Below are 23170 nucleotides of genomic sequence, written 5' to 3' on the forward strand. Positions count from 1 at the left end.
GACGTTGTTTCATGACGGCAACCGACAAGATCTCCCTTCGCGATATAGACATCATCGTTTCGTACAGGGAGGCGACCGAAGAGCGGCGCGAGAACCTCTATGCCGTGCTGGCGCATCTGGCCTACACCTATACCGACTACCGGCTGTGGTTGATGGAGGCGGCGACGGCGCCGCGCTTCGACTGGCAGCGGCTGTGCGATCCGAAGATCCGGCATGTCTTCATCCATCACGATGGGCCGTTTCCCAAGTCGATGCTCTACAACACGGGCGTCCGGCTGGCCCGCAGCCCTGTGATCTGCTTCCACGACGCCGATTCCATTGCCCAGCCTTCAACGCTGCGTGGCTGTGTCGATGTGCTGCTGGACCGTGACAGCAGCGAGGTGCTGTGCCCCTACTGGAGCGTCATCAACGTGACGGGTGAACTCAAGCGCGATTTCATGCAGTTGCCCGACTACGCCCGATTCGCATCGATCAACGTGGAGCAACTGCCTCCGGATGCCGGCGTGCTGTACTCGAATGCCAATGGGGGCATCGTGCTGTTCAAGCGCAGCGAGTACATCCGTGTCGGCGGGTACAACGCACGCCTGGAAGGATGGGGCGGCGAGGACGACGAACTGCTGCGCAGGGCAGGGCGGCTGGGTCTGCGTTGGCACTCGATGCACGTGCCCCTTTTCCACTTGCACCACGATTCGGGTTCGCGCAATGAATTGATCGAGAGCCTTCATGGCACCGAGAACCTGCGTGCGTCGCATGCCATCGAGACCATGTCCCAGGAAGAGGTCGAGGTGCTGGCGCGCGAGTTGTCCGCGTTCTTCGCGTCCGACTGATCAGGGCCGGGAGCTGGCGTCCCAGAGCCGACGACCGTTCATGTCCAGGTGCGTCAGATACAGCCGCAAGTCGAATTCGAGCTGCTGGTAGTCCGGCTCCATGTGCATGCACAGCGCATAGAAGGCCTTGTCGTGCTCTCGCTCCTTCATGTGGGCAAGTTCGTGCACGACGATCATCCGCAACCAGGCCAGCGGCACGCCCTTGAACAGGCTCGCCACCCGGATCTCCCGCTTGGCCTTGAGCTTCCCGCCCTGCACGCGCGACACCGTGGTGTGCGTGCCCAGCGCGTTGCGGATCACGTGCAGCTTGTTGTCGAACATCACCTTCGACAGCGGTTCGGCCTTGCGCATGAACTCGCTCTTGAGCTCGCTCACGTACTCGTAGAGCGCGCGGTCGGTCTGCACGTTGTGCACTCCGTCCGGATAGCGCTTGCCGAGCAGCGCAGCGAGCTTGTCCTCGGCGATCAGCTGGCGGACCTGGTCCAGCAGGGGTGCCGGATAGCCCGCCAGGTATTTCATGCGCGACGGCGCTCCGTGCGCGCCGCGCAGGCCAGCCCCGTGGCCACGCCGCCGAACAGGTCGCCCTCGACCAGGTTCACGCCCGCGAAGCTCTTGCGCAGTGCGTGCTGGAACGGTCGCAGCGCCGAAGAGCCGCCGGTGAGGTAGATCGCGTCGAGGTCGCCGCTGCGCAGGCCCGCGCGCTTGACGCAGGCGTGTGCGCACGCGATCACGTTCTCGAGCGGTCCGGCCAGCTGCTGTGCCATATCGTCCGGCGTGAGCGAGGCCACCAGCCCGTGTTCGGCGCAGGAGAGGTCGATGGCCGTCGCCGCATCGGTCACCGAGGCATCGATCTTGGCCGCTTCCACCGCACTCGCGATGCGGTGCCCGTGCCGCTCTTCGAGCACGGTCATCAGCCGGTCGTGCAGCCGCGTGTCGCTGTAGCTCGTGCGCAAATCCTTTGCCTGGCGCACCGCCTTGGCGGCGTAGAGCCAGTTGATCAGGTGCCAGGACGAGAGCTCGAAGAACACCTTGCTCGGCACCTCGCGTCCCTGCGGGCCGTGGTGGCGGAAGCCGAATTGCGGCATCACGCGCTCGAGGTTCAGGCGCTGGTCGAAGTCGGTGCCGCCGATGTGCACGCCGCTGGTGGCCAGCACGTCGTCGCTGCGGTCCTCGCGCGCGGCACGCTCGGGGCCGACGCGCACGACGGTGAAGTCCGAGGTGCCGCCGCCGATGTCGACGATGAGCACGATCGATTCCTTGGCGATGCGCTGCTCGTAGTCGAAGGCGGCCGCAATAGGTTCGAGCTGGAAGGCGATCTCGCGGAACCCCGCCGCGCGCGCTGCGTGGCGCAGGCTCTCTTCGGCACGCTCGTCGCGCTTGGCATCGTCGTCCACGAAATGCACGGGCCGTCCGATCACCACGCGCTCGGGCATCCGGCCGAGCTCGCGGCTGGCGCGCATGGCCAGTTCGCGCAGGAAGCGCGCGATGATGTCCTCGAAGCTCACGAGACCGTCGTAGATGGCAGTCTTCTCCTGCATCAGCGCGCTGCCGAGCAGGCTTTTCAGCGAGCGCATCAGGCGGCCTTCGGTGCCCGAGAGGTACTGGCCGATGGCATCGCGGCCAAAGTGGGTCGTGCGGTCTTCGGCGTTGAAGAAGATCGCGGTGGGCAGGGTGGTGGCCGCGCCTTCGATGGGCAACAGGCGGGCCTCGCCGTCGACCCGGCAGGCCACGGCGGAGTTGGAGGTGCCGAAGTCGATGCCGATCGTCGGCAGCGACGACGGTGACAACACGCTCAAGATTCCCTGCGCAGCGCCGGGAACAGGATCACGTCGCGAATGCTCGGCGAATCCGTCAGCAGCATCATCAGCCGGTCGATGCCGATGCCGCAGCCGCCGGTGGGCGGCATGCCGTATTCGAGCGCACGCACGAAGTCGTGGTCGTAGTACATGGCTTCGTCGTCGCCGCTGTCCTTGGCGGCCACCTGCGCGTTGAAGCGCGCGGCCTGGTCTTCGGCGTCGTTCAGCTCGCTGAAGCCGTTGCCGAACTCGCGGCCGGTGATGTACAGCTCGAAGCGTTCGGTGACCTCGGGGCGCTCGTCGTTGGCGCGCGCCAGCGGCGAGATCTCGGTCGGGTGCTCCATGATGAAGGTCGGCTGCCAGAGCTTCTCTTCCACAGTCTCCTCGAAGTACATCACCTGCAGGCTGGCCAAACTGCGCTGCGAGAGCTTGTCCTTCTCTTCGCTCAGGCCGATCTTGCGCAGGGCGTTGATGAGCCAAGCGGCGTCGTCGACACCATCACCGGCGTCGGTGTACTTCAGGATCGCCTCGCGGATCGTCAGGCGCTCGAAGGGCTGGGTCAGGTCGACCGGCTTGCCCTGGTAGGTGAGCTGCTGCGTACCCACGGCCTTGTCGGCGATGGTGCGGATCAGCGTCTCGGTGAAGTCCATCAGGTCGCGGTAGTTCCAGTAGGCCGCGTAGAACTCCATCATCGTGAACTCGGGGTTGTGCCGCACCGAGATGCCCTCGTTGCGGTAGCTCCGGTTGATTTCGAACACGCGCTCGAAGCCGCCGACGATCAGGCGCTTGAGGTACAGCTCGGGCGCGATGCGAAGGAACATCTCCTGGTCGAGCGCGTTGTGGTGCGTCTTGAAGGGCTTGGCGTTCGCGCCGCCCGGAATCGGGTGCAGCATGGGCGTCTCGACTTCGAGGAAGTCGTTGGCCACCATGAACTCGCGCAGCGCGCTCACGGCCTTGCTGCGCGCGGTGAAGCGCACGCGTGCCGATTCGTCGGTGATCAGGTCGACGTAGCGCTGGCGGTACTTCTGCTCCTGGTCGGCCATGCCGTGGAACTTGTCGGGCAGCGGGCGCAGGCTCTTGGTGAGCAGGCGCAGCTTGGTCACCTTGACCGACAGCTCGCCGGTCTTGGTCTTCATCAGCGTGCCTTCGGCGCCAACGATGTCACCCAGGTCCCAGCGCTTGAAGTCGGCGTAGATGTCTTCGCCGACCGCGTCGCGCGTCACGTAGAGCTGGATGCGGCTGGTGGCATCTTGCAGGGTGGCGAAGCTGGCCTTGCCCATCACGCGCTTGAGCATCATCCGGCCGGCTACGCTCACTGCAACGGCTTGCGCCTCGAGGGCTTCGGCCTCGGTGGCGTCATACGCCTCGGCGAGTGCCGCCGCACGGTGGCCAGGCTTGAAGTCGTTCGGGAACGCAACGCCTTTGCCCTCGGCCTGCGCCGTGCGCAGCAGCTTGAGCTTTTCGCGGCGTTCTGCGATGAGCTGGTTTTCGTCGACGGGGGGCGGAGGAGGCGAGGGGGTCTTTTGATCGGACATGGGAGGCGGGTGGCGCGCATCCGGGAGCGTGCGCGGGGCTGGCATTTTAGCCCATCGGGTTTGAATAAAACCTGCGCCCAGCGCCCGTCAATCCTGCGCAATGTGCTACAAAAAAAGTAGCGGCCTATTCAGTGATGCCCGTGCGTGCGAGCAGATCGCTGACCAGTTCGAGCCGCATCAACGGACTGTCGAGCTCCATCAGGCGCTGGCGCAGTTCGAGTTGCATCGGCACCAGTTCGCACCAGCGGTTGGCCACCCAGCCGCAATCGTTGAGCTGGTAGGGCGCGCCGATGGGCAGCCGCACCGCTTCGCCTTGCGCACGCCGGCGTTCTTCCAGCGTGTCGATCAGGCGCTGCAGCGCGGTGGCGGTGTGCCGCAGGTCGTCGGGGATTTCGAGCGCGACGTCGTCGCTCACGGCCTCGACTTCGGCGACCCACAGGCCATGCTTCTGCAGCTCATTGCTGCGAACCCGAAAGCGTTGCGTGCCCACGCATTCGATCTGCAGCAGGCCGCTCTGCGGCGATTCGAACTCGCGGATCATGGCCAGCGTGCCGATGGCGGCGAAGCTTTCCGCATCGGCGCCGGCCTTGCGCACTTCGCTGCCGCTGGTGAGGCTCACCACGCCGAAGGGCGCATCGGCCTTGCGGCACTTGCCGATCATGTCGAGATAGCGAACCTCGAAGATGCGCAGTGGAAGAAGGCCACCCGGAAACAGGACCGTACCGAGCGGGAACAATGGCAGTGAATGCAAAAAGGGTTGTGTCGTCATCGAAGAGCCTTGCGTGGCTATCATCGCATTCCGCTCACGGCCACGCCCCATGCTCTATCAGATTCCCTCGTTCCTTCTCGACGTGATCGTCGGCCTCCTCGGCGGCGCATGTCTGCTGCGGCTCTACATGCAGTACCACCGGGTGCCGTTCGGCAATCCGCTCGGGCGCTTCGTGTTCGCCATCACCGACTGGATCGTGCTGCCGCTGCGGCGCATCGTGCCCGCGGTGAAGCGCTGGGACATGGCAAGCCTGATCGCGGCCTGGCTGCTGGTGATGCTGAAGTTTCTGCTGCTGTGGCTGCTGGTGGGCAATCTTGGGCGCATCGCGACCTTGCCGCTGGTGTCGCTGGTCGGGTTGATGCAACTGGCGGTTTCCGGCCTGACCGCGCTGCTGGTGGTCTACGCGGTGCTGTCGTGGATTCCAAACGCCTCGCCGATGCTGCTCGACCTGATCTCGCGCCTGGCCGAGCCGCTGGTGCGGCCGTTTCGCCGCTTCATTCCGCTGATCGGCGGGGTCGACCTGTCGCCGCTGGCAGCCATCGTCGTGCTGCAGGTGATCGCGATCGTGCTGGGCAACCTGCTGGTGTTTGCCTATCAACTGACTTTCTGAAGCGGCAATAAAAAAGGGCCCGGATGCATCGCACCCGGGCCCTTTTGCTTTTGCCCTGTTTCGCTCAGCTGACCGCGTCGGCCGGCTGGCGCAGCAGCATGGCCAGCGTGCTGGCGATGGTCTTGCGCAGTTCGCGGCGGTCGCTGATGAAGTCGATGGCGCCCTTGGTCTGCAGGAACTCGGCGCGCTGGAAGCCTTCGGGCAGCGTCACGCGCACGGTCGATTCGATCACGCGCGGGCCGGCAAAGCCGATCAGCGCCTTGGGCTCGGCGATCACCACGTCGCCCACGAAGGCGAAGCCTGCCGACACGCCGCCCATGGTCGGGTCGGTCAGCACGCTGATGTAGGGCAGGCCCTTCTTTGCCAGGCGCGTGAGCGCGGCATTCGTCTTGGCCATCTGCATCAGCGAGAGCAGGCCTTCCTGCATGCGCGCACCGCCGGTGGCGGTGAAGCAGATGAAGGGCACCTTCTGCTCGATGGCGGTCTCGACGCCGCGCACGAAGCGCTCGCCGACCACGCTGCCCATGGAGCCGCCCATGAATTCGAACTCGAAGCAGGCCACGACCACGCTGATGCTGTGGACCGAGCCGCCCATGACGACCAGCGCATCGGTTTCGCCGGTGTTTTCCAGGGCTTCCTTCAGGCGCTCGGGGTACTTGCGGCTGTCCTTGAACTTCAGCGCGTCGACGGGCAGCACTTCCTGGCCGACTTCGTAGCGGCCCTCGGCATCGAGGAACGCGTCGAGCCGCGCGCGGGCGCCGATGCGGTGGTGGTGGCTGCAGCTGGGGCAGACGTTCTGGTTGTGCTCGAGATCGGTCTTGTACAGAACGGTCTCGCAGGCGGGGCATTTGATCCACAGGCCCTCGGGCACCTGGCGGCGCTCGGACGGGTCGGTTTGTGCGATCTTGGCGGGTAGCAGTTTTTCAAGCCAGCTCATAAGGGGCTCCTTGTGTTGGCGGTGATTATCGACCAGCCGCGTTCTTGGCCGTGGCGGCAGGCAGCGCGTCGAGCGCCTCGCGGATGCCCGCAAGGAATTCGCGCACCGCCGGCACCACCCGCTCGCGGGGCTGGTCTTCGATGAGTTGAATGATCTTGGTGCCGATGATGACCGCATCCGCGGCCGATCCGACCGCCTGCGCCGTGCGCGCATCGCGGATGCCGAAGCCCACGCCGACCGGGATGCTCAAGTGCTGGCGGATGCGCGGGACCATCTGGCCGACCGCCTCGGTGTCGAGGTGGCCAGCGCCGGTCACGCCCTTGAGCGACACGTAGTAGACGTAGCCGCTGGCAATGCGAGCCACTTGGGCCATACGCTCGTCGGTGCTGGTGGGCGCCAGCAGGAAGATCAGGTCGATGCCGGCAGCCTTCAGTTCGGCGGCGAAGTCTTCGCATTCCTCCGGCGGGTAGTCGACCACCAGCAGGCCGTCGACGCCGGCGGCGACCGCATCGCGGATGAAGGCTTTCTTGCCGTGCACGAGGTCGTAGCGCTCGACCGGATTGGCGTATCCCATCAGCACCACGGGCGTCGTCGAGTCCTTCTGGCGGAAGGCGGCCACGATGGCGAGCACCTGCTTCATGCCGATGCCCAATGCCAGCGCGGCTTCGCCGGCTTTCTGGATCACAGGCCCGTCGGCCATGGGGTCGGAGAAGGGCACGCCCAGCTCGATCACGTCGGCGCCGGCCTCGACCATGCCGTGCATCAGCTCGGGCGTGATGTCGGCGAAGGGGAAGCCGGCGGTCACGTAGGGAATCAGGGCGCGACGGCCGTCTTTTTTCAGCGCGTCGAAGGTGGCGGCAATGCGGCTCATCACTTGCCTCCCTTCACGCTCAGACCGCGCATCGAGGGCCGGTCGTAGAAATCGACGCCCGACAGATCGGCGACGGTGCCGATGTCCTTGTCGCCGCGGCCCGAGAGGTTCACCAGGATCGACTGGTCGGGGCGCATGGTCTTGGCGAGCTTCATTGCATGGGCCAGGGCATGGCTGGATTCGAGCGCGGGGATGATGCCCTCCGTTCGGCACAGGTAATGGAAGGCTTCGAGCGCTTCGGTGTCGGTGATGCCGACGTATTCGGCGCGGCCGATGTCGGCCAGGTACGCGTGCTCGGGACCCACGCCTGGGTAGTCGAGGCCCGCGCTGATGCTGTGGGTCTCGGTGATCTGCCCGTCCTCGTTCTGCAGCAGGTAGGTGCGGTTGCCGTGCAGCACGCCGGGGCTGCCGCGCAGGATCGACGCTGAATGCTTGCCGCTGTCGAGCCCTTCGCCCGCAGCTTCCACGCCAATCAGGCGCGTGCCAGCGAACGGGATGTAGGGATGGAAGATGCCCATGGCGTTGCTGCCGCCGCCCACGCAGGCGACGACCACGTCGGGCTGCCTGCCCTCGGCCTCGCCGGTGATGCCGTCGGCCGCGAGCATGGCCGGCATCTGCTCGATGCACTCGGTGCCGATCACGCTCTGGAAGTCGCGCACCATCGTCGGATAGGGGTGCGGGCCGGCGACGGTGCCGATGATGTAGAAGGTGTTTTCCACATTGGTGACCCAGTCGCGCATCGCCTCGTTGAGCGCGTCCTTCAGCGTCTTGCTGCCGGATTCGACGGGCACCACGGTCGCGCCGAGCAGGTTCATGCGGTAGACGTTGGGGCTCTGGCGCTTCACGTCCTGGCTGCCCATGTAGACCACGCATTCGAGGCCATAGCGCGCGCAGATGGTGGCGGTGGCCACGCCGTGCTGGCCGGCGCCGGTTTCGGCAATGACGCGGGGCTTGCCCATGCGGCGAGCGAGCATCGCCTGGCCGATCACGTTGTTGATCTTGTGCGCGCCGGTGTGGTTCAGGTCTTCGCGCTTCAGGTAGATCTGCGCGCCGCCCATTTCACGGCTGGTGCGTGCGGCGTGGTAGATCGGCGAGGGGCGGCCGACGAAGTGCTTCAGCTCATAGTGGAATTCGGCGAGAAACGCCGGATCGTCCTTGAACCTGGCGTACGCGTCGCGCAGTTCGTTGATCGCGTGGGTGAGCGTTTCGCTCGCGAAGGTGCCGCCGTAGTTGCCGAAATGGCCGGTGGCATCGGGTTGCTGGTAGTCCTGGAATTGGCTTTGCATGATTCTCGATCGGTGAGCCGCAGCCCGACAACGATCGGCTGCGGCGGCTAACTGGAGAAGGACGCGTCGGCAGCCCTGACGGCTGCGACGAATTGCCGGATCTTTCCGGCGTCCTTGAGGCCCTTGTTCCCGGGACCGTCGATTTCGACGCCCGAGCTCACATCAACGGACAGCGTCTTGCAGCGCGTCCGCAGGATGCGAATGCCATCGCTCACGTTTGCAGGTGTGAGCCCACCACTCAAGACGAGGTGAGCGTCGACGGCGGGTGGAAGAAGTGACCAATCGAATGCCTTGCCGCCACCGCCATAACCTTCGACATGGGCGTCGAGCAGGATGGCCTGGGCGTGGGAGTAATCGGACGCGTATTTTACGAGGTCGAAGCCGGCCCCGGCAGCCCCCAGCGGAATGCGGGCCGCGCGCATGTAGCGAAAGCGCCCCGGACCGCTGGCTTCTTCGCACTGTTCGGGCGTCTCCTCGCCGTGGAATTGCGCGATGGCGCCCTTCACGCGGCTGAGTGCTGCTATGACTTTGGGAGCATCCTCGTTCACGAACAGCAGCACGGGCGTGATGAACGGGGGCAGGCGCGAGGCCAGTTCGGCGGCGCGCTCGGGTGTCACGGCCCGGGGGCTCTTCGCGTAGAGCACGAAGCCGATGGCGTCGGCGCCGGCTTCGACTGCCGCATCCACGTCGGCCTCACGTGTCAGACCACAGATCTTGATGCGGGTGCGGGGAACGGGAGGCGCGGTCATGGCGGACCATCATACGGAGCCCCGCCGGCCTGCAGCGTGGCTTCCGCCGGCAGACCCCACTTGGCGTCGTACAACGGGCCCAGGAAATACAGGCCGTCCGCGGAGAAGGTGGGCGCCGCCACCTTGCGGCTGCGCGCCTCGAGCACTTCAGAAATCCACTCGGGCCGTTCGTCGCCACGGCCGATGCGCACGAGGCAACCCATCAGGTTGCGGATCATGTGGTGCAGGAAGGCGTCGGCTTCGAATTCGAAATGCCAGCGGCAGCGTTCGCCGTCGCCCACGCGCGTGATCTCGATGCGCCGCAGGTCCTTGACCGGCGAGCGCGCCTGGCAGGCCGAGGCGCGGAACGAACTGAAGTCGTGCCGCCCGACGAGCAGCGCGGCCGCGGCGCGCATCGCATCGCCGTCGAGCGCATGCATCGACCAGCCGACCCGGCCCGTATCGAGGCTGGGCCGCACCGGCGATTGAGAAAGCACGTAGAGGTAGCGGCGCGCCAGGGCACTGGCACGGCAGTGGAATTCGTCGGGCACCGGCTGCGCCCACTGCACCGCGATGTCGTCGGGCAGAAAGCGGTTGGTGCCGCGCATCCAGGAGAAGGGTTCGCGCTCGACGGTGGTGTCGAAGTGCACCACCTGCATCAGCGCGTGCACGCCGGCATCGGTGCGTCCGGCGCACAGCGTGCCGATGGGCTGCGCGGCGAACTTCGTGAGGGCCGCTTCGAGCTTGTCCTGCACCGTGCGGCCCGAGCGCTGGCTTTGCCAGCCCTCGTACGCTTGGCCGTTGTACCGGATGCCGAGCGCCAGCCTCACGAATTCAGGAAGAACGACAGGAGCGGCAATCGCTCAGCGCAGTTCCGCGAGCAGTTGACGGGCTTGCGACTTGAGGTCGCCGGCGCTTTCGGCCTCGACTTCCTCGACCAGCGAACGGGCGCCTTCGACGTCGCCGATGGCTTGCAGTTCGCGAGCGAGCGACAGCTTGACGGCGTGCGGGCTGTCATCGCCTTCGTCGTCAGGCGCGGTAGCCGCAGGCCTTGCAGTTTCGGCCGAGCGGGCAGCCGGCAGGCCTGCCAGTGCGCTCATGTCGAACTCGATGAAACCCGAGTCGGCCGGCAGCGCATTGCGCAGCGCGGCGGGGCGGGTGTTGTGTTCCGCATCGCTCAGCGAGCTGGGGAGCGTGTCTGCCGACAGCGCGCCGGGGGCGGTGTCGAAGTCGTTCTCGAGATCGACAGGCGTTGCGGCGTGGCCGTTCGACAGGGACGGCGCGGGGCGTGCTGTCGTCGGAGCGGGCGCGTAGACCGACTTCGGCAGGCTGGCGCCGACCGGTGCGTGCTGGACCGGCGCAGGGGCGGGTGCCGGCGGCGTGGTCAGGTCGAGGTCGAAGTCCAGCGGTGCCACCGAGGGCACGAAGGCGGGCGGTGCAACGGCCACTGGCGGTGCTGCGGGAGGCGGAACTGCTGCCGGCTTGGCGGCCGAAGCGAGGGCGCCTGCGAAGGCGGCCGTCTCGGCAGCGCTGGCACCGCCACCGCTGCGGGGAGCGCCCGATTCGTACAGCGGGTTGCCCGGATCGAGATCCTTGCCCATGTCGACCACGCGGGTCCAGTCGGAGCCGAGGCCGCCGGTCAGCTTGTGCACTTCGGTAGCCAGGCCTTCGTAGGCGCGCACATCGCGGCGCTTGGCGTGGATTTCGAGCAGCTTCAGGTGGATGGCGGTGCGGTCGGGGTTCAGGCGCAGCGCTTCACGCAGGATTTCCTCGGCCTGCAGGTCGCGGCCGTAGGCCAGGTACACGTCGGCTTCGGCCACGGGGTCCACGTCGCCTGCGTCGAGCTGGCTCGGGGAGTACGACAGCGACGAGACGGTGGAGTCGCCGCGATGCTTGGTGTCGACTGATTCACCGCCACTGGCGCCGAAGAACGAATCCTTCGGGATGCGGCTTTCGAGGAACACGCTTTCGCTCATTTCCTCGCGCCGGCGGCCCAGCACGCGGTACAGCAGGAAGCCGATCAGCAGCGCGATCAGCGCCGCGCCGGCCAGCATCAGCGGGTTGTCCAGCAGTTCTTCGAGGAAGGTGGGCTCCGGCGGGGGCGGCGGAGCGGGCTTCTTCACGACTGGCTTCGGTGCAGCGGCGGCCACCGCAGCGCTCGCTGCCGCGGTTGCGGGAGCGGCACCGGCGTCGGTTGCAGCCGGCGCAGCGGCGGCTGCCTCGGCCGTCGGAGCCGGTGCAGCAGCAGGGGCTGCAGCCGTTGCCTCGGGCGTGGGCGCGGGGCTCGGTGCTGCTGCGGGAGCGGCTGGCGCGGCTGCCGCAACGGGGGCGGGAGCCGGGACTGGTGCAGCAACGGGTGCCGGTGCAGGGCTTGCTACCGGGGAAGCGGTCGTGGCACTGGTGGTCGGTGCCGGAACCGGGATGCCCGGCGTCGACGGTGCTGCCGGCGCAGCGGCTGCGGCAGGTGCCGACGAACCGGTGCCCGTTGCAGCCTTGAGCTTGTTCAGCTCGTTGATGTTCTTCGACAGTTCCGCGACGCGGTTGTTGTTGTCTTGTGCCTGACGGGTCTGCGCGACCTTTTCGTCGGCGGCGCGGGTGGCCGCGTTGCCTTGCGAGATCGTGAGCTTGTCGGGGGCACTGGCCGCTGCATTGCGGTCTTCGACGTTGGCTTGCAGCTTGCCCGATGCCTTGCGGCTGGCGGCGGCCACGTTCGAGGTCGGCGCGTTGTCGGCCAGGCGCTGGCGGTAGGCGCCGAAGTCGCGGCTCTGTGCCGTGACCGTGCGGCGGGCTTCGTCCGGCAGAATGGCGGCCGCCTCGGCACCGCTCGGCAGATCGAGCACCGCGCCGGCGCGCATGCGGTTGACGTTGCCGCCGACGAATGCATCGGGATTGGAGAGCAGCAGCGCCACCAGCATCTGGTCCAGCGACACGTCAGCTGGCTTGTGGGCGCCGGCGATCTTGCTGGCGGTGTCGCCGCGCTGAACGGTGACTTGTTCGCCGCCACCGCTGCGAACTGCCGGAGCGGCTGCGGTGACAGGGGCGGGTGCTGCCGCAGCGGGCGCAGGCGCCGGTGAAGCTGCCGCAGGTGCAGAGGGGGCTGCCGAAGGCGCAGCCGGCACCACCGGAGGGCGCTCGCGGCGAGCACGGGCTGCCGGGGCAACGCGTTCGGTCGGCGTGGCGATCTGGGGCGAAATGGGCGTGGCCGGTGCCGCCGCCTGGCGCGTGGCCGGCGGATCGAGCAGCACGGTGTAGTCGCGCACGATGCGGCCCGACGAACCGTTGGCCTCGAGCAACAGGTCGATGAACGGGTCGTTCAACGGGCGGTTACCGCTCAAGCGCACCACGTATTGGCCGCCGGCGCGGCGCTGAAGCGTCGCCTTGACGTCGCTCAGTGCCGAGTTGTACGGAACGCCCGCGCTCTTGAAAGCTTCGGCCGTGGCGATGTTGATCTTCAGACCGTCCGCCTCGTTGGCGGCGATTTCGGTCACGTCGATCTCGGCGCGCAAGGGTTCGCCCAGCGCCGATTGCACCTTCAGCTGACCCAGCGCGAATGCGCTGGCGTCGGTGCTGACGATGCCCAGGGCCACGGCTGCCGCCGCGCCAAGGATGGAAAGGCGCCAGCCATTCGATGGCAGAGGCGGGCGAGCGGCCGATGGGCTGGCCGCAGGCAACAGATGTCTTGTCATGCTGATAGGGGGCGGCTCAGGCCCAGAATTTGTAAGAGGACGTTAGCACCATCACCGGGCACTGACAAGGCAATGCGCTTGTTCTACCCAGTGCGCGCATACTTACGCACACATTCGATGTTGCCGTAAGGCAACAATTCATGTTTCAAAAGGCCCTGAGCAGCCCGCATCAGGCTTCGAGCAGGATACGCAGCATGCGGCGCAGCGGTTCCGCGGCGCCCCACAGCAGCTGGTCACCGATGGTGAAGGCACCAACGTATTCCGGGCCCATCGCCAGCTTGCGGATGCGGCCGACTGGGATGTCCATGGTGCCCGTCACGGCCACCGGCGTCAGGTCCTTCAGGGTGGCTTCGCGCGTGTTCGGCACGACCTTCGCCCAGGGGTTGTCGGCGGCGATCATCGCTTCGATGTCGGCGACCGGCACGTCCTTCTTGAGCTTGAAGGTCAGGGCCTGGCTGTGGCAGCGCATCGCGCCGATGCGAACGCAGAAACCGTCGACCGGCGTGGCAGCGGTGCTGAAGCCCGGGCCCTGGCCGAGGATCTTGTTGGTCTCGGCGCCGCCCTTCCACTCTTCCTTGGACATGCCGTCGCCCAGGTCCTTGTCGATCCAGGGGATCAGCGAACCGCCCAGCGGCGCGCCGAAGTTGGCCGTTTCAGCGGCGCTGAGGGTCTGCTGCTTGTGCAGCACCTTGCGATCGATTTCGAGGATGGCCGACTTCGGGTCGTCCAGCAGGGCGCGCACTTCGGCGTTGAGAGTGCCGAACTGGGTCAGCAGCTCGCGCATGTGCTGCGCGCCGCCGCCCGAGGCTGCCTGGTAGGTCATGCTGGTCATCCACTCGACCAGGCCTGCCTTGTAGAGGGCGCCCACGCCCATGAGCATGCAGCTCACGGTGCAGTTGCCGCCGATCCAGTTCTTGCCGCCCTTGGCGAGCGCGTTCTCGATGACCGGCAGGTTGACCGGGTCGAGCACGATGATCGCGTCGTCCTGCATGCGCAGGGTGGAGGCGGCGTCGATCCAGTGGCCGTTCCAGCCGGCGGCGCGCAGCTTGGGGAACACCTCGCTGGTGTAGTCGCCGCCCTGGCAGGTGATGACGATGTCGCACTTCTTCAGTGCCTCGATGTCGTTCGCATCCTTCAGCGCGGTTTCGTTCTTGGCCATCGCCGGGGCCTTGCCGCCGGCGTTGGAGGTCGAGAAGAAGACCGGCTCGATGAGACCGAAGTCGCCTTCGGCCTGCATGCGGTCCATCAGGACCGAGCCGACCATGCCGCGCCAGCCCACGAGGCCGACCAGAGGTTGAGATGCGTTCGCCATTTCAGTTTGCCCTTATGAAAAAAGAAAAATTTGTCTTTTCTTGCCCCCGACTCGTCGAGCCGGGGAGGGGCGTGACGAAGCGGGCTGCGGTTAGCCGGTAATCGTCTTTTTGGTGATTGCTGCAACGACCGCGTCGCCCATTTCGCGGGTGCCGACGCGCTTCGTACCTTCTGACCAGATGTCGCCCGTGCGCAGCCCGGAGGCGAGCACGTCCTTGACCGCCGACTCGATACGGTCGGCAGCTTCGGCTTGGTTGAGTGAGAAGCGGAGCATCATGGCAGCGGACAGGATTGTAGCCAAAGGATTGGCAACCCCTTTGCCGGCAATGTCGGGGGCGCTCCCGTGGCTGGGCTCGTACAGGCCCTGGTTGCTCGAATTGAGCGACGCCGAAGGCAGCATGCCGATGGAGCCGGTGAGCATCGCGGCCTCGTCCGAGAGGATGTCGCCGAACATGTTGCCGGTGACCACCACGTCGAATTTCTTGGGCGCCTTCACGAGCTGCATGGCCGCGTTGTCGACCAGCATGTGGTCGAGTTCGACGTCCGGATATTCCTTCGCGATGTCGAGCATCACGTCTTTCCACAGCTGCGAGGTTTCCAGCACGTTGTTCTTGTCGACGCTGGTCACGCGCTTGCTGCGCTTGCGGGCCGCCTCGAAGGCCACGCGGGCGATGCGTTCGATCTCGGGGCGCGAATAGCGCATCGTGTCGAACGCCTCTTCGGCGCCCGGGAAGTGCCCGTCCGTCGCGATGCGGCGGCCGCGCGGCTGGCCGAAGTAGATGTCGCCGGTCAGCTCGCGAATGATGAGGATGTCCAGGCCCGCGATCAGCTCGGGCTTCAAGCTCGATGCATCCACCAGTTGCTCATAGCAGATGGCGGGACGGAAGTTCGCGAACAGGCCGAGGTTCTTGCGCAGCCCCAGGATGGCCTGCTCGGGCCGCAGCGGCCGGTCGAGCTTGTCGTACTTCCAGTCGCCGACGGCGCCGAACAGCACTGCGTCGGCTTCTTTCGCCAGCTTGAGCGTCGATTCGGGCAGCGGGTGGCCGTGCGCCTCGTAGGCCGCGCCGCCGACCAGTGCCGACTCCATCTCGAACTTCAGGTCGAGCACGTCGAGCACCTTGACGGCTTCCGCCACGATTTCGGTGCCGATGCCGTCACCCGGGAGAACTGCGATTTTCATAAATTGGTCTGAGGTTTTTTGAGAACGGAAATGCGCGCGATCAGGAGATCATCGTGTGCGCGAGCCACGGCTTCTGCGCCAGGCGCTCGGCCTCGAAGGCCTTGATCTTGTCCTTGTGGCGCAGCGTGAGGCCGATGTCGTCCAGCCCGTTGATCAGGCAGTACTTGCGGAAGGCCTGCACGTCGAACGCGAACTCCTGCCCATCGGGCTTCACGACCATCTGGCGTTCCAGGTCGATGGTCAGCTGGTAGCCCGGAAACGCGAAGGTCTCGTCGAACAGTTGCGCCACCTGCGCCTCGGGCAGCACGATCGGCAGCAGGCCGTTCTTGAAGCTGTTGTTGAAGAAGATGTCGGCGTAGCTCGGCGCGATGATCGCGCGAAAGCCGTATTGGTCCAGCGCCCACGGCGCATGCTCGCGCGACGAGCCGCAGCCGAAGTTCCTGCGCGCCAGCAGCACCGAGGCGCCGGCGTAGCGCGGCTGGTTCAGCACGAAGTCGGGGTTCGGCTTGCGGCTGGCCGGGTCCTGGCCCGGAAAGCCTGCGTCGAGGTAGCGCCATTCGTCGAACAGGTTCACGCCAAAGCCGGTCTTCTTGATCGACTTCAGGAACTGCTTCGGAATGATCGCGTCGGTGTCGACGTTCTCGCGGTCCATCGGGGCCACGAGGCCCTTGTGCACGGTGAATTTCTGCATGTGTTGTCTCCAGATCAGGCGAAGGTGCGCACGTCGACGAAGTGGCCGTGCACGGCAGCAGCGGCAGCCATCGCGGGGCTCACGAGGTGGGTGCGGCCGCCGGCGCCCTGGCGGCCTTCGAAGTTGCGGTTGCTGGTGGATGCGCAGCGCTCGCCGGGCTCGAGCCGGTCGGCGTTCATCGCGAGGCACATCGAGCAGCCGGGCTCGCGCCATTCGAAGCCTGCTGCCTTGAAGATCAGGTCGAGCCCTTCGCGCTCGGCCTGTTCCTTCACCACGCCCGAGCCGGGCACGACCATCGCGAGCTTCACGTTCTTCGCGACCTTCTGGCCGAGCTTCTTCACCACGGCGGCGGCTTCGCGCATGTCTTCGATGCGGCTGTTGGTGCAAGAGCCGATGAACACCTTGTCGATGAAGATGTCGTTCATGGCCTTGTTCGGCTCCAGGCCCATGTAGACCAGCGCGCGCTCGATGGCGCCGCGCTTGTTCGCATCTTTTTCCTTGTCGGGATCGGGCACGCGGCCGTTGATATCGACCACCATCTCGGGCGAGGTGCCCCAGGTCACTTGCGGCTGGATCTGCGCGGCGTCGAGCTCGACCACGGCGTCGAAGGTCGCGCCAGGGTCGGACTGCAGCGTGCGCCAGTAGGTCACTGCCTGGTCCCACTCCACGCCGGTGGGCGCGAGCGGACGGCCCTTCACGTAGCTGATGGTCTTCTCGTCGACCGCCACCAGCCCGGCGCGCGCGCCGGCCTCGATGGCCATGTTGCAGACCGTCATGCGGCCTTCCATGCTCAGGTCGCGAATGGCCGAGCCCGCGAATTCGATGGTGTAGCCGGTACCGCCGGCCGTGCCGATCTTGCCGATGATGGCCAGCACGATGTCCTTGGCGGTGCAGCCGAGCGGCAGCTTGCCTTCGACCTTCACGAGCATGTTCTTCGCCTTCTTGCCCAGCAGCGTCTGCGTGGCCATCACGTGCTCGACCTCGCTGGTGCCGATGCCGTGCGCCAGCGCGCCGAACGCGCCGTGCGTGGAGGTGTGCGAGTCGCCGCAGACGACAGTCATGCCCGGCAGCGTCGCGCCCGACTCGGGGCCGATCACGTGCACGATGCCCTGGCGCTTGCTCAGGAACGGGAAGAACGCGGCCGCGCCGAATTCGGCGATGTTGTGGTCAAGCGTGGTGACCTGTTCCTTGCTGGTCGGATCGGCAATGCCTTCGTAGCCGCGCTCCCAGCCCGTGGTGGGCGTGTTGTGGTCGGCGGTGGCCACGACCGAGCTGATGCGCCACAGCTTGCGACCGGCTTCGCGCAGGCCTTCGAAGGCCTGAGGGCTGGTCACTTCATGCACCAGGTGGCGGTCGATGTAGAGGATCGCGGTGCCGTCTTCCTCGGTGTGGACGACGTGTTCGTCCCAGATCTTGTCGTAGAGCGTGCGTGCCATGTCGGTCTCTTGTCTTTCGTGGGGAAATGGATTGTCTGTCGTTGCGGCCGTGAATTCGAGGTTCAGGCCGCGATCTGTTCTGTGGCGTCCGCAGCCGCGTGCAGGTGATTCACCAGCGAGCGCGCCGCCACCGGCAGGGTGGAGAAGTCGCGCGCCACCAGCCGGATCTCGCGTGCAGCCCAGGCGTCGTTGAGTGCCACGCTCACGAGGCCGCGGCCGATGCCGTTCTGCATGAGCTCGAAGGCGCGCTGCGGCATCACGCCGATGCCCAGGCCGTTCTCGATCATCCGGCACATGGCGTCGAGGCCCGTCACGTGGATACGCAGCTTGATGCTGCGGCCGGCGTCGAGCGCGGCCTCGTGCATCGCGACGTAGATCGAGCTGTTGGTGTGCAGGCCGACGTGGTCGAAGTCGAGCGAATCCACGAAGTCGATGGCGCCCTGCGCCGCCAGCGCATGCCCCGTGGGCACGATGAGCGCGAGGCGGTCGTGCCGGTACGAGAGGCTTTGCAACTCGCCCACGCCGCCGGCCACGTGGCACACGCCGAGGTCGGCCGCGCCTTCCTGCACCGCGCGGATCACTTCGCTGCTCAGGTGTTCTTCAAGGTCGATCTTTATGGCCTCGTGGGCGCGCGTGAACACGCCCAGGTCTTCGGGCAGGAACTGAACGATGGCCGAGATGTTGGCGTGCACCCGCACGTGGCCGCGCACGCCGTCGGCGTATTCGCTGAGTTCGCCCTGCATCTTCTCCAGGCTGTAGAGCACCGAGCGGGCGTGATGCAGCAGGCTTTCGCCAGCGGGCGTGAGGTCGACGCCACGCGCGTGGCGGTAGAGCAGGGTGGTGCCGAGCGTGGCCTCGAGGTCGGACAGCCGCTTGCTGATGGCCGAGGCCGCGATGAACTCGCGCTCGGCAGCGCGGCCGATGCTGCCCAGTTCGCACACGGCAACGAACAGCTGCAGCGACGTGAGGTCGATGCGGCGGGCGAAGTTGCGTTCGGATGTGCTCATGGGGCTGTGGGGAGTCATCGCGCTTTGCGATGAGATCGTCATTTTCCCCTTGTTTTCGCCCCATATCCATCGCGATGCACGATGGCATCGTTGCCGGGTGGCGACGGGATGCCCTGCGGCTGCACGGCTTCGCCGTGCGCGTCACCCAAGTCTGGTTTGCGTTTTCCACGTTCCCATCGGCAGCTTCCACAGCGGCGGCATCTGCGAGAACGGCGGCACGGTGTGGACAAGCTTGGCCAGGGCGAGCCGGCTGTCGGTGCCGATCTTGCTGAAGATCGCCTTCAAATGCGCCTTGACGGTATCCAGAGTGACGTTCATGGCACTGGCGATGGCCTCGTTCGAGTTGCCTTGGGCAATCCACACGGCAACCTCGACCTGACGCTGCGTCAACTCCGGAAAGGCGTAGCGAAGGCGGTCGGCTGGGGGAAGGTTGTCGACGGTGCGCTGCTGCGCCTGGCGGTATACGCGCAGCACGTGCCCTCGGTAGATCTGAAGCCGGTCGCGCTGCGCATCGCTGTATGCCGGTCGCCCGATGACCCGATGCGCGCTCAGGTCCAACGCGTATTCGCCGTGCTGAATCAGGACGCCCATGATGCGGTGAGCGCCCGATGGCAGGAAGACATCGCGAGCCATGGGGAGCGCCATGAATTCCTCATCGGTAAAGACATCCGATTCACGCACCGCGCGCTCGCCGTAAAAGGCTGGATCCTTCTGCCAGAAAGGGTGGCTGCCCGCGTGACGTGCGTAGGCTTGGAACGCTGTCTGGCGCCGATCCGGGTCGTCTTCGACCGACAGCAGCGCGCGCAGCTCGCCGCTGCGATGGTGGACCTCCGTCCAGCCGACCACGTCGGAGTCCGTCAGGCGGACCACACCCTCGAAGAGCAGCTGCGGCAGCGTCAGCAGGTCAGGTTCGGCCTCGTAGAGGCGCACGATTTCCTGCAACAGGATCGGGTCGGTGTTCATGACTACTCTTTCGGGTAATTGAATCGTCCTGTTGCAAATCTTACATTGGCTCCTTCAAGTCTCCCGGATGCCCGGCATAGCTCCGTCGCGAGCAAGTGCCTCGAGTGGCGTTCCGTGAAACGCGGCTGCGACCACGTAGCCGGATCCGACAAAACAGAACGGGATCAACAGGATGAATCGCACTTTCAGGGTCGTCTGGAACGGGAGTCTGGGCGTCTGGCAGGCTGTGTCTGAACTGGCCGTGTCGGCCGTCAAAGGAGCGGGCGCGGGCGGGAAGCGCCGCGCACGGCGTCGCGCTGCGGCGAGCGCGATGTTCGCGGTGTCGCTGGGCCTGGCCGCGCCGCTTGCGCACGCGGCCGACGTGCTCCTCATAGGCACAGGCGGCACGGGCGGCGGTGACGGTGGCAACGGCAGCATCAGCGGCGGCGGTGGCGGGGCAGACTTCTACCTTCCAGGCGCTGGTGGTGCGGGTGGTGTTCCCGCTCCGACGCAGACGCTCCCCAGCCCGGCCAGCGGCAGCAGCCTCCTGCCGATCTACGACTACGTCGGCATCGGGGGCGGCGCCGGCGGCGGGGACGGCGCCAACCTGGGCGGCATGAATGGAGGCGACGGAGGTGCAGGGGTACTCAATCTCAACGGCACGGCCCTGAACGTCACCAACACGCTGCTGATCGGCGGTGCCGGTGGCGGTGGCGGTTCGGGGGGAGCCCCTTTCACACGGGGCGGCAATGGCGGCACGGGCGGCAGTGGAACGCTCACTGCCACCGGCGGGGCGACCATCACGGTCGGCACCCAGCTGTACATCGGCGGCCTGGGGGGCACGGGCGGCAACTGCGGCTGCTCCGGCAACGGCGGGGCGGGCGGCGCGGGTGTCTTCAACCTGGGTGATGGCAGCACGCTGAACCTGACCGGTGCCGCTTTCACCATCAATGGAAACGGCACGCTCAACATCGGCAATGCCACGGCCAACGGCACGACCGCCGGCACCGTCACCGGGCTGGTCGGCAGCATCACCAATGCGGGCACGATCAACTTCAACCAGTCCGATGCCACCTACACATTTGCCACGGCCATCGCCGGCACTGGCGCGGTCGTGCAGAACGCCAGCGGCATCACCTTCCTGACCGGGGCGAACACCTACTCGGGTGCCACGATCGTCAACGCCGGCCTGATCAACTTCAGCAACGGCGGCAACCTCGGCACCGGCCGCATCACCCTGAACGGCGGCGGCCTGCAATGGGCCGCGGCAAACACGACGGACATTTCCGGCCGGTTGAATGCGCTGGGTGCAAGCGGCGGTACGTTCGACACCAACGGCAACGACGTGACGCTGGCAAGCGGCATCAGCGGTACCGGCGGCCTGACGAAGACGGGTACCGGCACCCTGACGCTGACGAACGCGAACAGCTACACGGGCGAGACGACCATCAGCAACGGCACGCTGAAATTGGCCGGCGCGGGCACCCTGGCCGGGGCGACCGGGGTATCGCTGACGGGGGGCAGCGCGGTGTTCGACCTGTCGACCGGCAGCAGCCAGTCGGTGGCGCACCTGTCGGGCGTGGCGGGCAGCCTGGTGGCACTGGGCGCCAACACCTTGACCCTGACCGACAACACATCGCAAACCTTCAGCGGCAGTCTGACCGGCACCGGCGGCGGCCTCGTCAAGCAGGGCACCGGCACGCTGACGCTCTCGGGCGCCAGCACCTACACCGGCGGCACCGCGCTGCGCCAGGGGCGCCTGAACCTCGGCAACAACCTGGCGCTGGGCACCGGCACGCTGTCGATGGACGACGACACCACGCTGGGCTTCAGCGCCGACGGGCTGACGATCGCCAACGCGATCCAGCTCACGGGCAACAACGATCCGGTCATCGACACCGGCGCATTCAACGCGATCTTGAGCGGCGCGATCAGCGGCGGCGGCTTCATCACGAAGGAAGGCACGGGTACGCTGACGCTGTCGGGCGCCAACAACTACACCGGCGCGACCAACGTCGCGCAGGGCACGCTCAAGGCGGGCGCCGCCAACACCTTCAGCGCGGCTTCGGCGCACAGCGTGGCTTCGGGCGCGACGCTCGATCTGGCGGGCTTCAATCAGAGCGTGGCCTCGCTAGCCAACAGCGGCACCGTCTCGCTGGTGGGTGCGACCGCAGGCACCACGCTGACGGTGACGGGCGCGTACGTCGGCAACAACGGCGTGCTCAGGCTCGGCACCGCGCTCAACGGCACGGGGCCGTCGGATCGTCTGGTGCTCAACGGCGCATCTGCGGTGGCCAGCGGCAAGACCACGGTGCAGATCACCAACCTCGGCGGCCTGGGTGCGCTCACCAGCGGCAACGGCATCGAGGTGATCACCGCGCAGAACGGCGCGACGACCACTGCCCAGACGACCAAGGATGCGTTCTCGCTGGCCAATGGCCATGTGGATGCCGGCGCCTACGAGTACCGCTTGTACGCCGCCGATGCCAATGGCGCAGGCGAGAACTGGTTCCTGCGTTCGAGCACCACTGCATCGCCAGGTGCGCCCACGCCCTCTGCGCCCGTGATCACCTACCGCGCGGAAGCCTCGCTCTACGCCGCGCTGGCGGGCCAGCTGCGACAGGGCAACCTCGCGATGCTGGGCGACCTGCGCAAGCGCGTGGGCGATGACGACGTCAAGGGCACCGCGACCACCCCGACCGGTTCTGATCGCCGCGCCTGGGCCCGCGTGCTCTCCACCGACATCGACATCCGGCAGGGCGGTGCCGTCTCGCCATCCAGCAAAGGGCGCCTCACCGGCTTCCAGGCAGGCACAGACCTGCTGGTCATGCCGAACTGGCGAGCAGGCCTCTACGTCGGCCAGCTCGACGGCGATGCCCGCGTGAACGGCTTCGCCAGCGGCATCCAGAACCTGGCCGTGGGCCGCAACGACCTGCGCAGCCAGTACCTGGGCGTGTACGGCACCTACACCAGCGACAGCGGCTTCTACGCCGATGCGGTGGTGCAGTCGGGCCGTCACCGCTACACGGTCGAGCCATTCCTGAGCCCGGGTGTCGGCGGCAAGGGCAACAGCCTGCTGGGCTCGATCGAGGTGGGCCAGGCCTTTGCGTTGGGCGGCAGTGGCTGGAGCGTCGAGCCGCAGCTGCAGCTGATTCACCAGCACATGGATCTGAACAACTCCGCCATCGCTGGCGCCATCGCGCAGCCGCAGGCCGACAGCGGCTGGATCGCCCGTGCGGGCGTTCGGGTGAAGGGCCAGATCGACACCGGCATCGGCGCGCTGCAGCCGTACGGCCGCTTCAACGTCTACAGGACATCGAGCGGCGCGGACATCGCGCGCTTCGTGAACGGGGCGACGACGACCGATATCTCGGCGCCGACGGGCGGCACAAGCACCGAGCTGGCAGGCGGCTTCACGCTGGCGCTGGGCCAGACGACAAGCCTCTACGGCGAAATCGGCAAGCTCTGGGCCAGCGGTGGCGACGCCAAGGTCAAGAGCTCGATCAACGGGTCGATCGGCGTGCGGGTGAAGTGGTGAAAGGCTGAGCCCGGAACGGA

General features: G+C 66.6%; 19 protein-coding genes. 3 read left to right on the forward strand and 16 right to left on the reverse strand.

Translation table 11 applies throughout. From position 1 onward, the window contains the following. Positions 1-11: 11 nt before the first annotated feature. Positions 12-827 carry a glycosyltransferase family 2 protein gene (locus BLV60_RS02800; RefSeq protein ID WP_176928695.1) on the forward strand — a complete coding sequence of 272 codons (816 nt, stop codon included), beginning with the start codon at positions 12-14 and terminating at the stop codon, positions 825-827. Here the strand turns inward: BLV60_RS02800 and BLV60_RS02805 are convergent, their stop codons facing one another. The 4 genes from BLV60_RS02805 to BLV60_RS02820 form a co-directional block, all read right to left on the reverse strand. Next, positions 828-1346, reverse strand: a complete 519-nt coding sequence (locus tag BLV60_RS02805; protein WP_093049471.1) for a YgjP-like metallopeptidase domain-containing protein — start codon at positions 1344-1346, stop codon at positions 828-830. It abuts the gene before it with no gap. Then, positions 1343-2623 carry an Hsp70 family protein gene (locus tag BLV60_RS02810; RefSeq protein ID WP_256328817.1) on the reverse strand — a complete coding sequence of 427 codons (1281 nt, stop codon included), beginning with the start codon at positions 2621-2623 and terminating at the stop codon, positions 1343-1345. The genes BLV60_RS02805 and BLV60_RS02810 overlap by 4 nt, the downstream gene beginning before the upstream one ends. Continuing rightward, on the reverse strand, positions 2620-4158 hold the full coding sequence (gene lysS, locus BLV60_RS02815) for a lysine--tRNA ligase (protein ID WP_093050387.1): 1539 nt from the start codon (positions 4156-4158) through the stop codon (positions 2620-2622). The genes BLV60_RS02810 and lysS overlap by 4 nt, the downstream gene beginning before the upstream one ends. 124 nt (positions 4159-4282) lie before the next feature. Then, complete coding sequence (locus BLV60_RS02820; protein ID WP_256216697.1) at positions 4283-4927, reverse strand: LON peptidase substrate-binding domain-containing protein; 645 nt, start codon at positions 4925-4927, stop codon at positions 4283-4285. A gap of 49 nt (positions 4928-4976) precedes the next feature. Here BLV60_RS02820 and BLV60_RS02825 point away from each other — a divergent pair, with 49 nt between their 5' ends. After that, positions 4977-5537: a YggT family protein gene (locus BLV60_RS02825; protein ID WP_093049480.1), complete on the forward strand. Its 561-nt coding sequence runs from the start codon at positions 4977-4979 to the stop codon at positions 5535-5537. A gap of 64 nt (positions 5538-5601) precedes the next feature. Here the strand turns inward: BLV60_RS02825 and accD are convergent, their stop codons facing one another. From accD to BLV60_RS02885, 12 genes are all read right to left on the reverse strand, one after another. Next, on the reverse strand, positions 5602-6474 hold the full coding sequence (gene accD / locus BLV60_RS02830; protein ID WP_012746558.1) for an acetyl-CoA carboxylase, carboxyltransferase subunit beta: 873 nt from the start codon (positions 6472-6474) through the stop codon (positions 5602-5604). A 25-nt stretch (positions 6475-6499) separates the two neighbouring features. Continuing rightward, on the reverse strand, positions 6500-7345 hold the full coding sequence (trpA, locus tag BLV60_RS02835; protein WP_093049483.1) for a tryptophan synthase subunit alpha: 846 nt from the start codon (positions 7343-7345) through the stop codon (positions 6500-6502). Beyond that, a complete protein-coding gene (gene trpB / locus BLV60_RS02840) occupies positions 7345-8631 on the reverse strand; it encodes a tryptophan synthase subunit beta (protein WP_093049486.1) in 1287 nt (428 codons plus the stop codon). Before trpB ends, trpA begins: the two co-directional genes overlap by 1 nt. 47 nt (positions 8632-8678) lie before the next feature. Next, on the reverse strand, positions 8679-9380 hold the full coding sequence (locus BLV60_RS02845; protein WP_093049489.1) for a phosphoribosylanthranilate isomerase: 702 nt from the start codon (positions 9378-9380) through the stop codon (positions 8679-8681). Beyond that, positions 9377-10189, reverse strand: a complete 813-nt coding sequence (gene truA, locus BLV60_RS02850; protein ID WP_093049491.1) for a tRNA pseudouridine(38-40) synthase TruA — start codon at positions 10187-10189, stop codon at positions 9377-9379. Before truA ends, BLV60_RS02845 begins: the two co-directional genes overlap by 4 nt. Positions 10190-10222: 33 nt before the next feature. Next, positions 10223-13045, reverse strand: coding sequence for a FimV/HubP family polar landmark protein (locus BLV60_RS02855; protein WP_093049494.1), 2823 nt, complete (start codon positions 13043-13045; stop codon positions 10223-10225). Positions 13046-13214: 169 nt separating this feature from the next. Beyond that, the gene (gene asd, locus BLV60_RS02860; RefSeq protein ID WP_093049497.1) at positions 13215-14357 is read right to left on the reverse strand and encodes an aspartate-semialdehyde dehydrogenase; all 1143 of its coding nucleotides are present in this window, start codon (positions 14355-14357) and stop codon (positions 13215-13217) included. Positions 14358-14447: 90 nt separating this feature from the next. Further along, positions 14448-15536 carry a 3-isopropylmalate dehydrogenase gene (gene leuB / locus BLV60_RS02865; RefSeq protein ID WP_093049500.1) on the reverse strand — a complete coding sequence of 363 codons (1089 nt, stop codon included), beginning with the start codon at positions 15534-15536 and terminating at the stop codon, positions 14448-14450. Between the two features lie 40 nt (positions 15537-15576). Next, positions 15577-16227 (reverse strand): 3-isopropylmalate dehydratase small subunit, encoded by a 651-nt coding sequence (gene leuD / locus BLV60_RS02870; protein ID WP_093049503.1) that lies wholly within the window; start codon positions 16225-16227, stop codon positions 15577-15579. Between the two features lie 14 nt (positions 16228-16241). Beyond that, positions 16242-17663, reverse strand: coding sequence for a 3-isopropylmalate dehydratase large subunit (gene leuC, locus BLV60_RS02875; RefSeq protein WP_093049506.1), 1422 nt, complete (start codon positions 17661-17663; stop codon positions 16242-16244). A gap of 62 nt (positions 17664-17725) precedes the next feature. Then, complete coding sequence (locus tag BLV60_RS02880) at positions 17726-18670, reverse strand: LysR substrate-binding domain-containing protein (protein ID WP_093049509.1); 945 nt, start codon at positions 18668-18670, stop codon at positions 17726-17728. A 141-nt stretch (positions 18671-18811) separates the two neighbouring features. Continuing rightward, positions 18812-19633 carry a helix-turn-helix transcriptional regulator gene (locus BLV60_RS02885; RefSeq protein ID WP_093049513.1) on the reverse strand — a complete coding sequence of 274 codons (822 nt, stop codon included), beginning with the start codon at positions 19631-19633 and terminating at the stop codon, positions 18812-18814. A gap of 172 nt (positions 19634-19805) precedes the next feature. Here BLV60_RS02885 and BLV60_RS02890 point away from each other — a divergent pair, with 172 nt between their 5' ends. Then, a complete protein-coding gene (locus tag BLV60_RS02890) occupies positions 19806-23150 on the forward strand; it encodes an autotransporter outer membrane beta-barrel domain-containing protein (protein WP_093049516.1) in 3345 nt (1114 codons plus the stop codon). The last annotated feature ends 20 nt before the right edge of the window (positions 23151-23170 follow it).

This window comes from Variovorax sp. YR634, from assembly GCF_900106655.1.
Lineage (GTDB): Bacteria > Pseudomonadota > Gammaproteobacteria > Burkholderiales > Burkholderiaceae_C > Variovorax.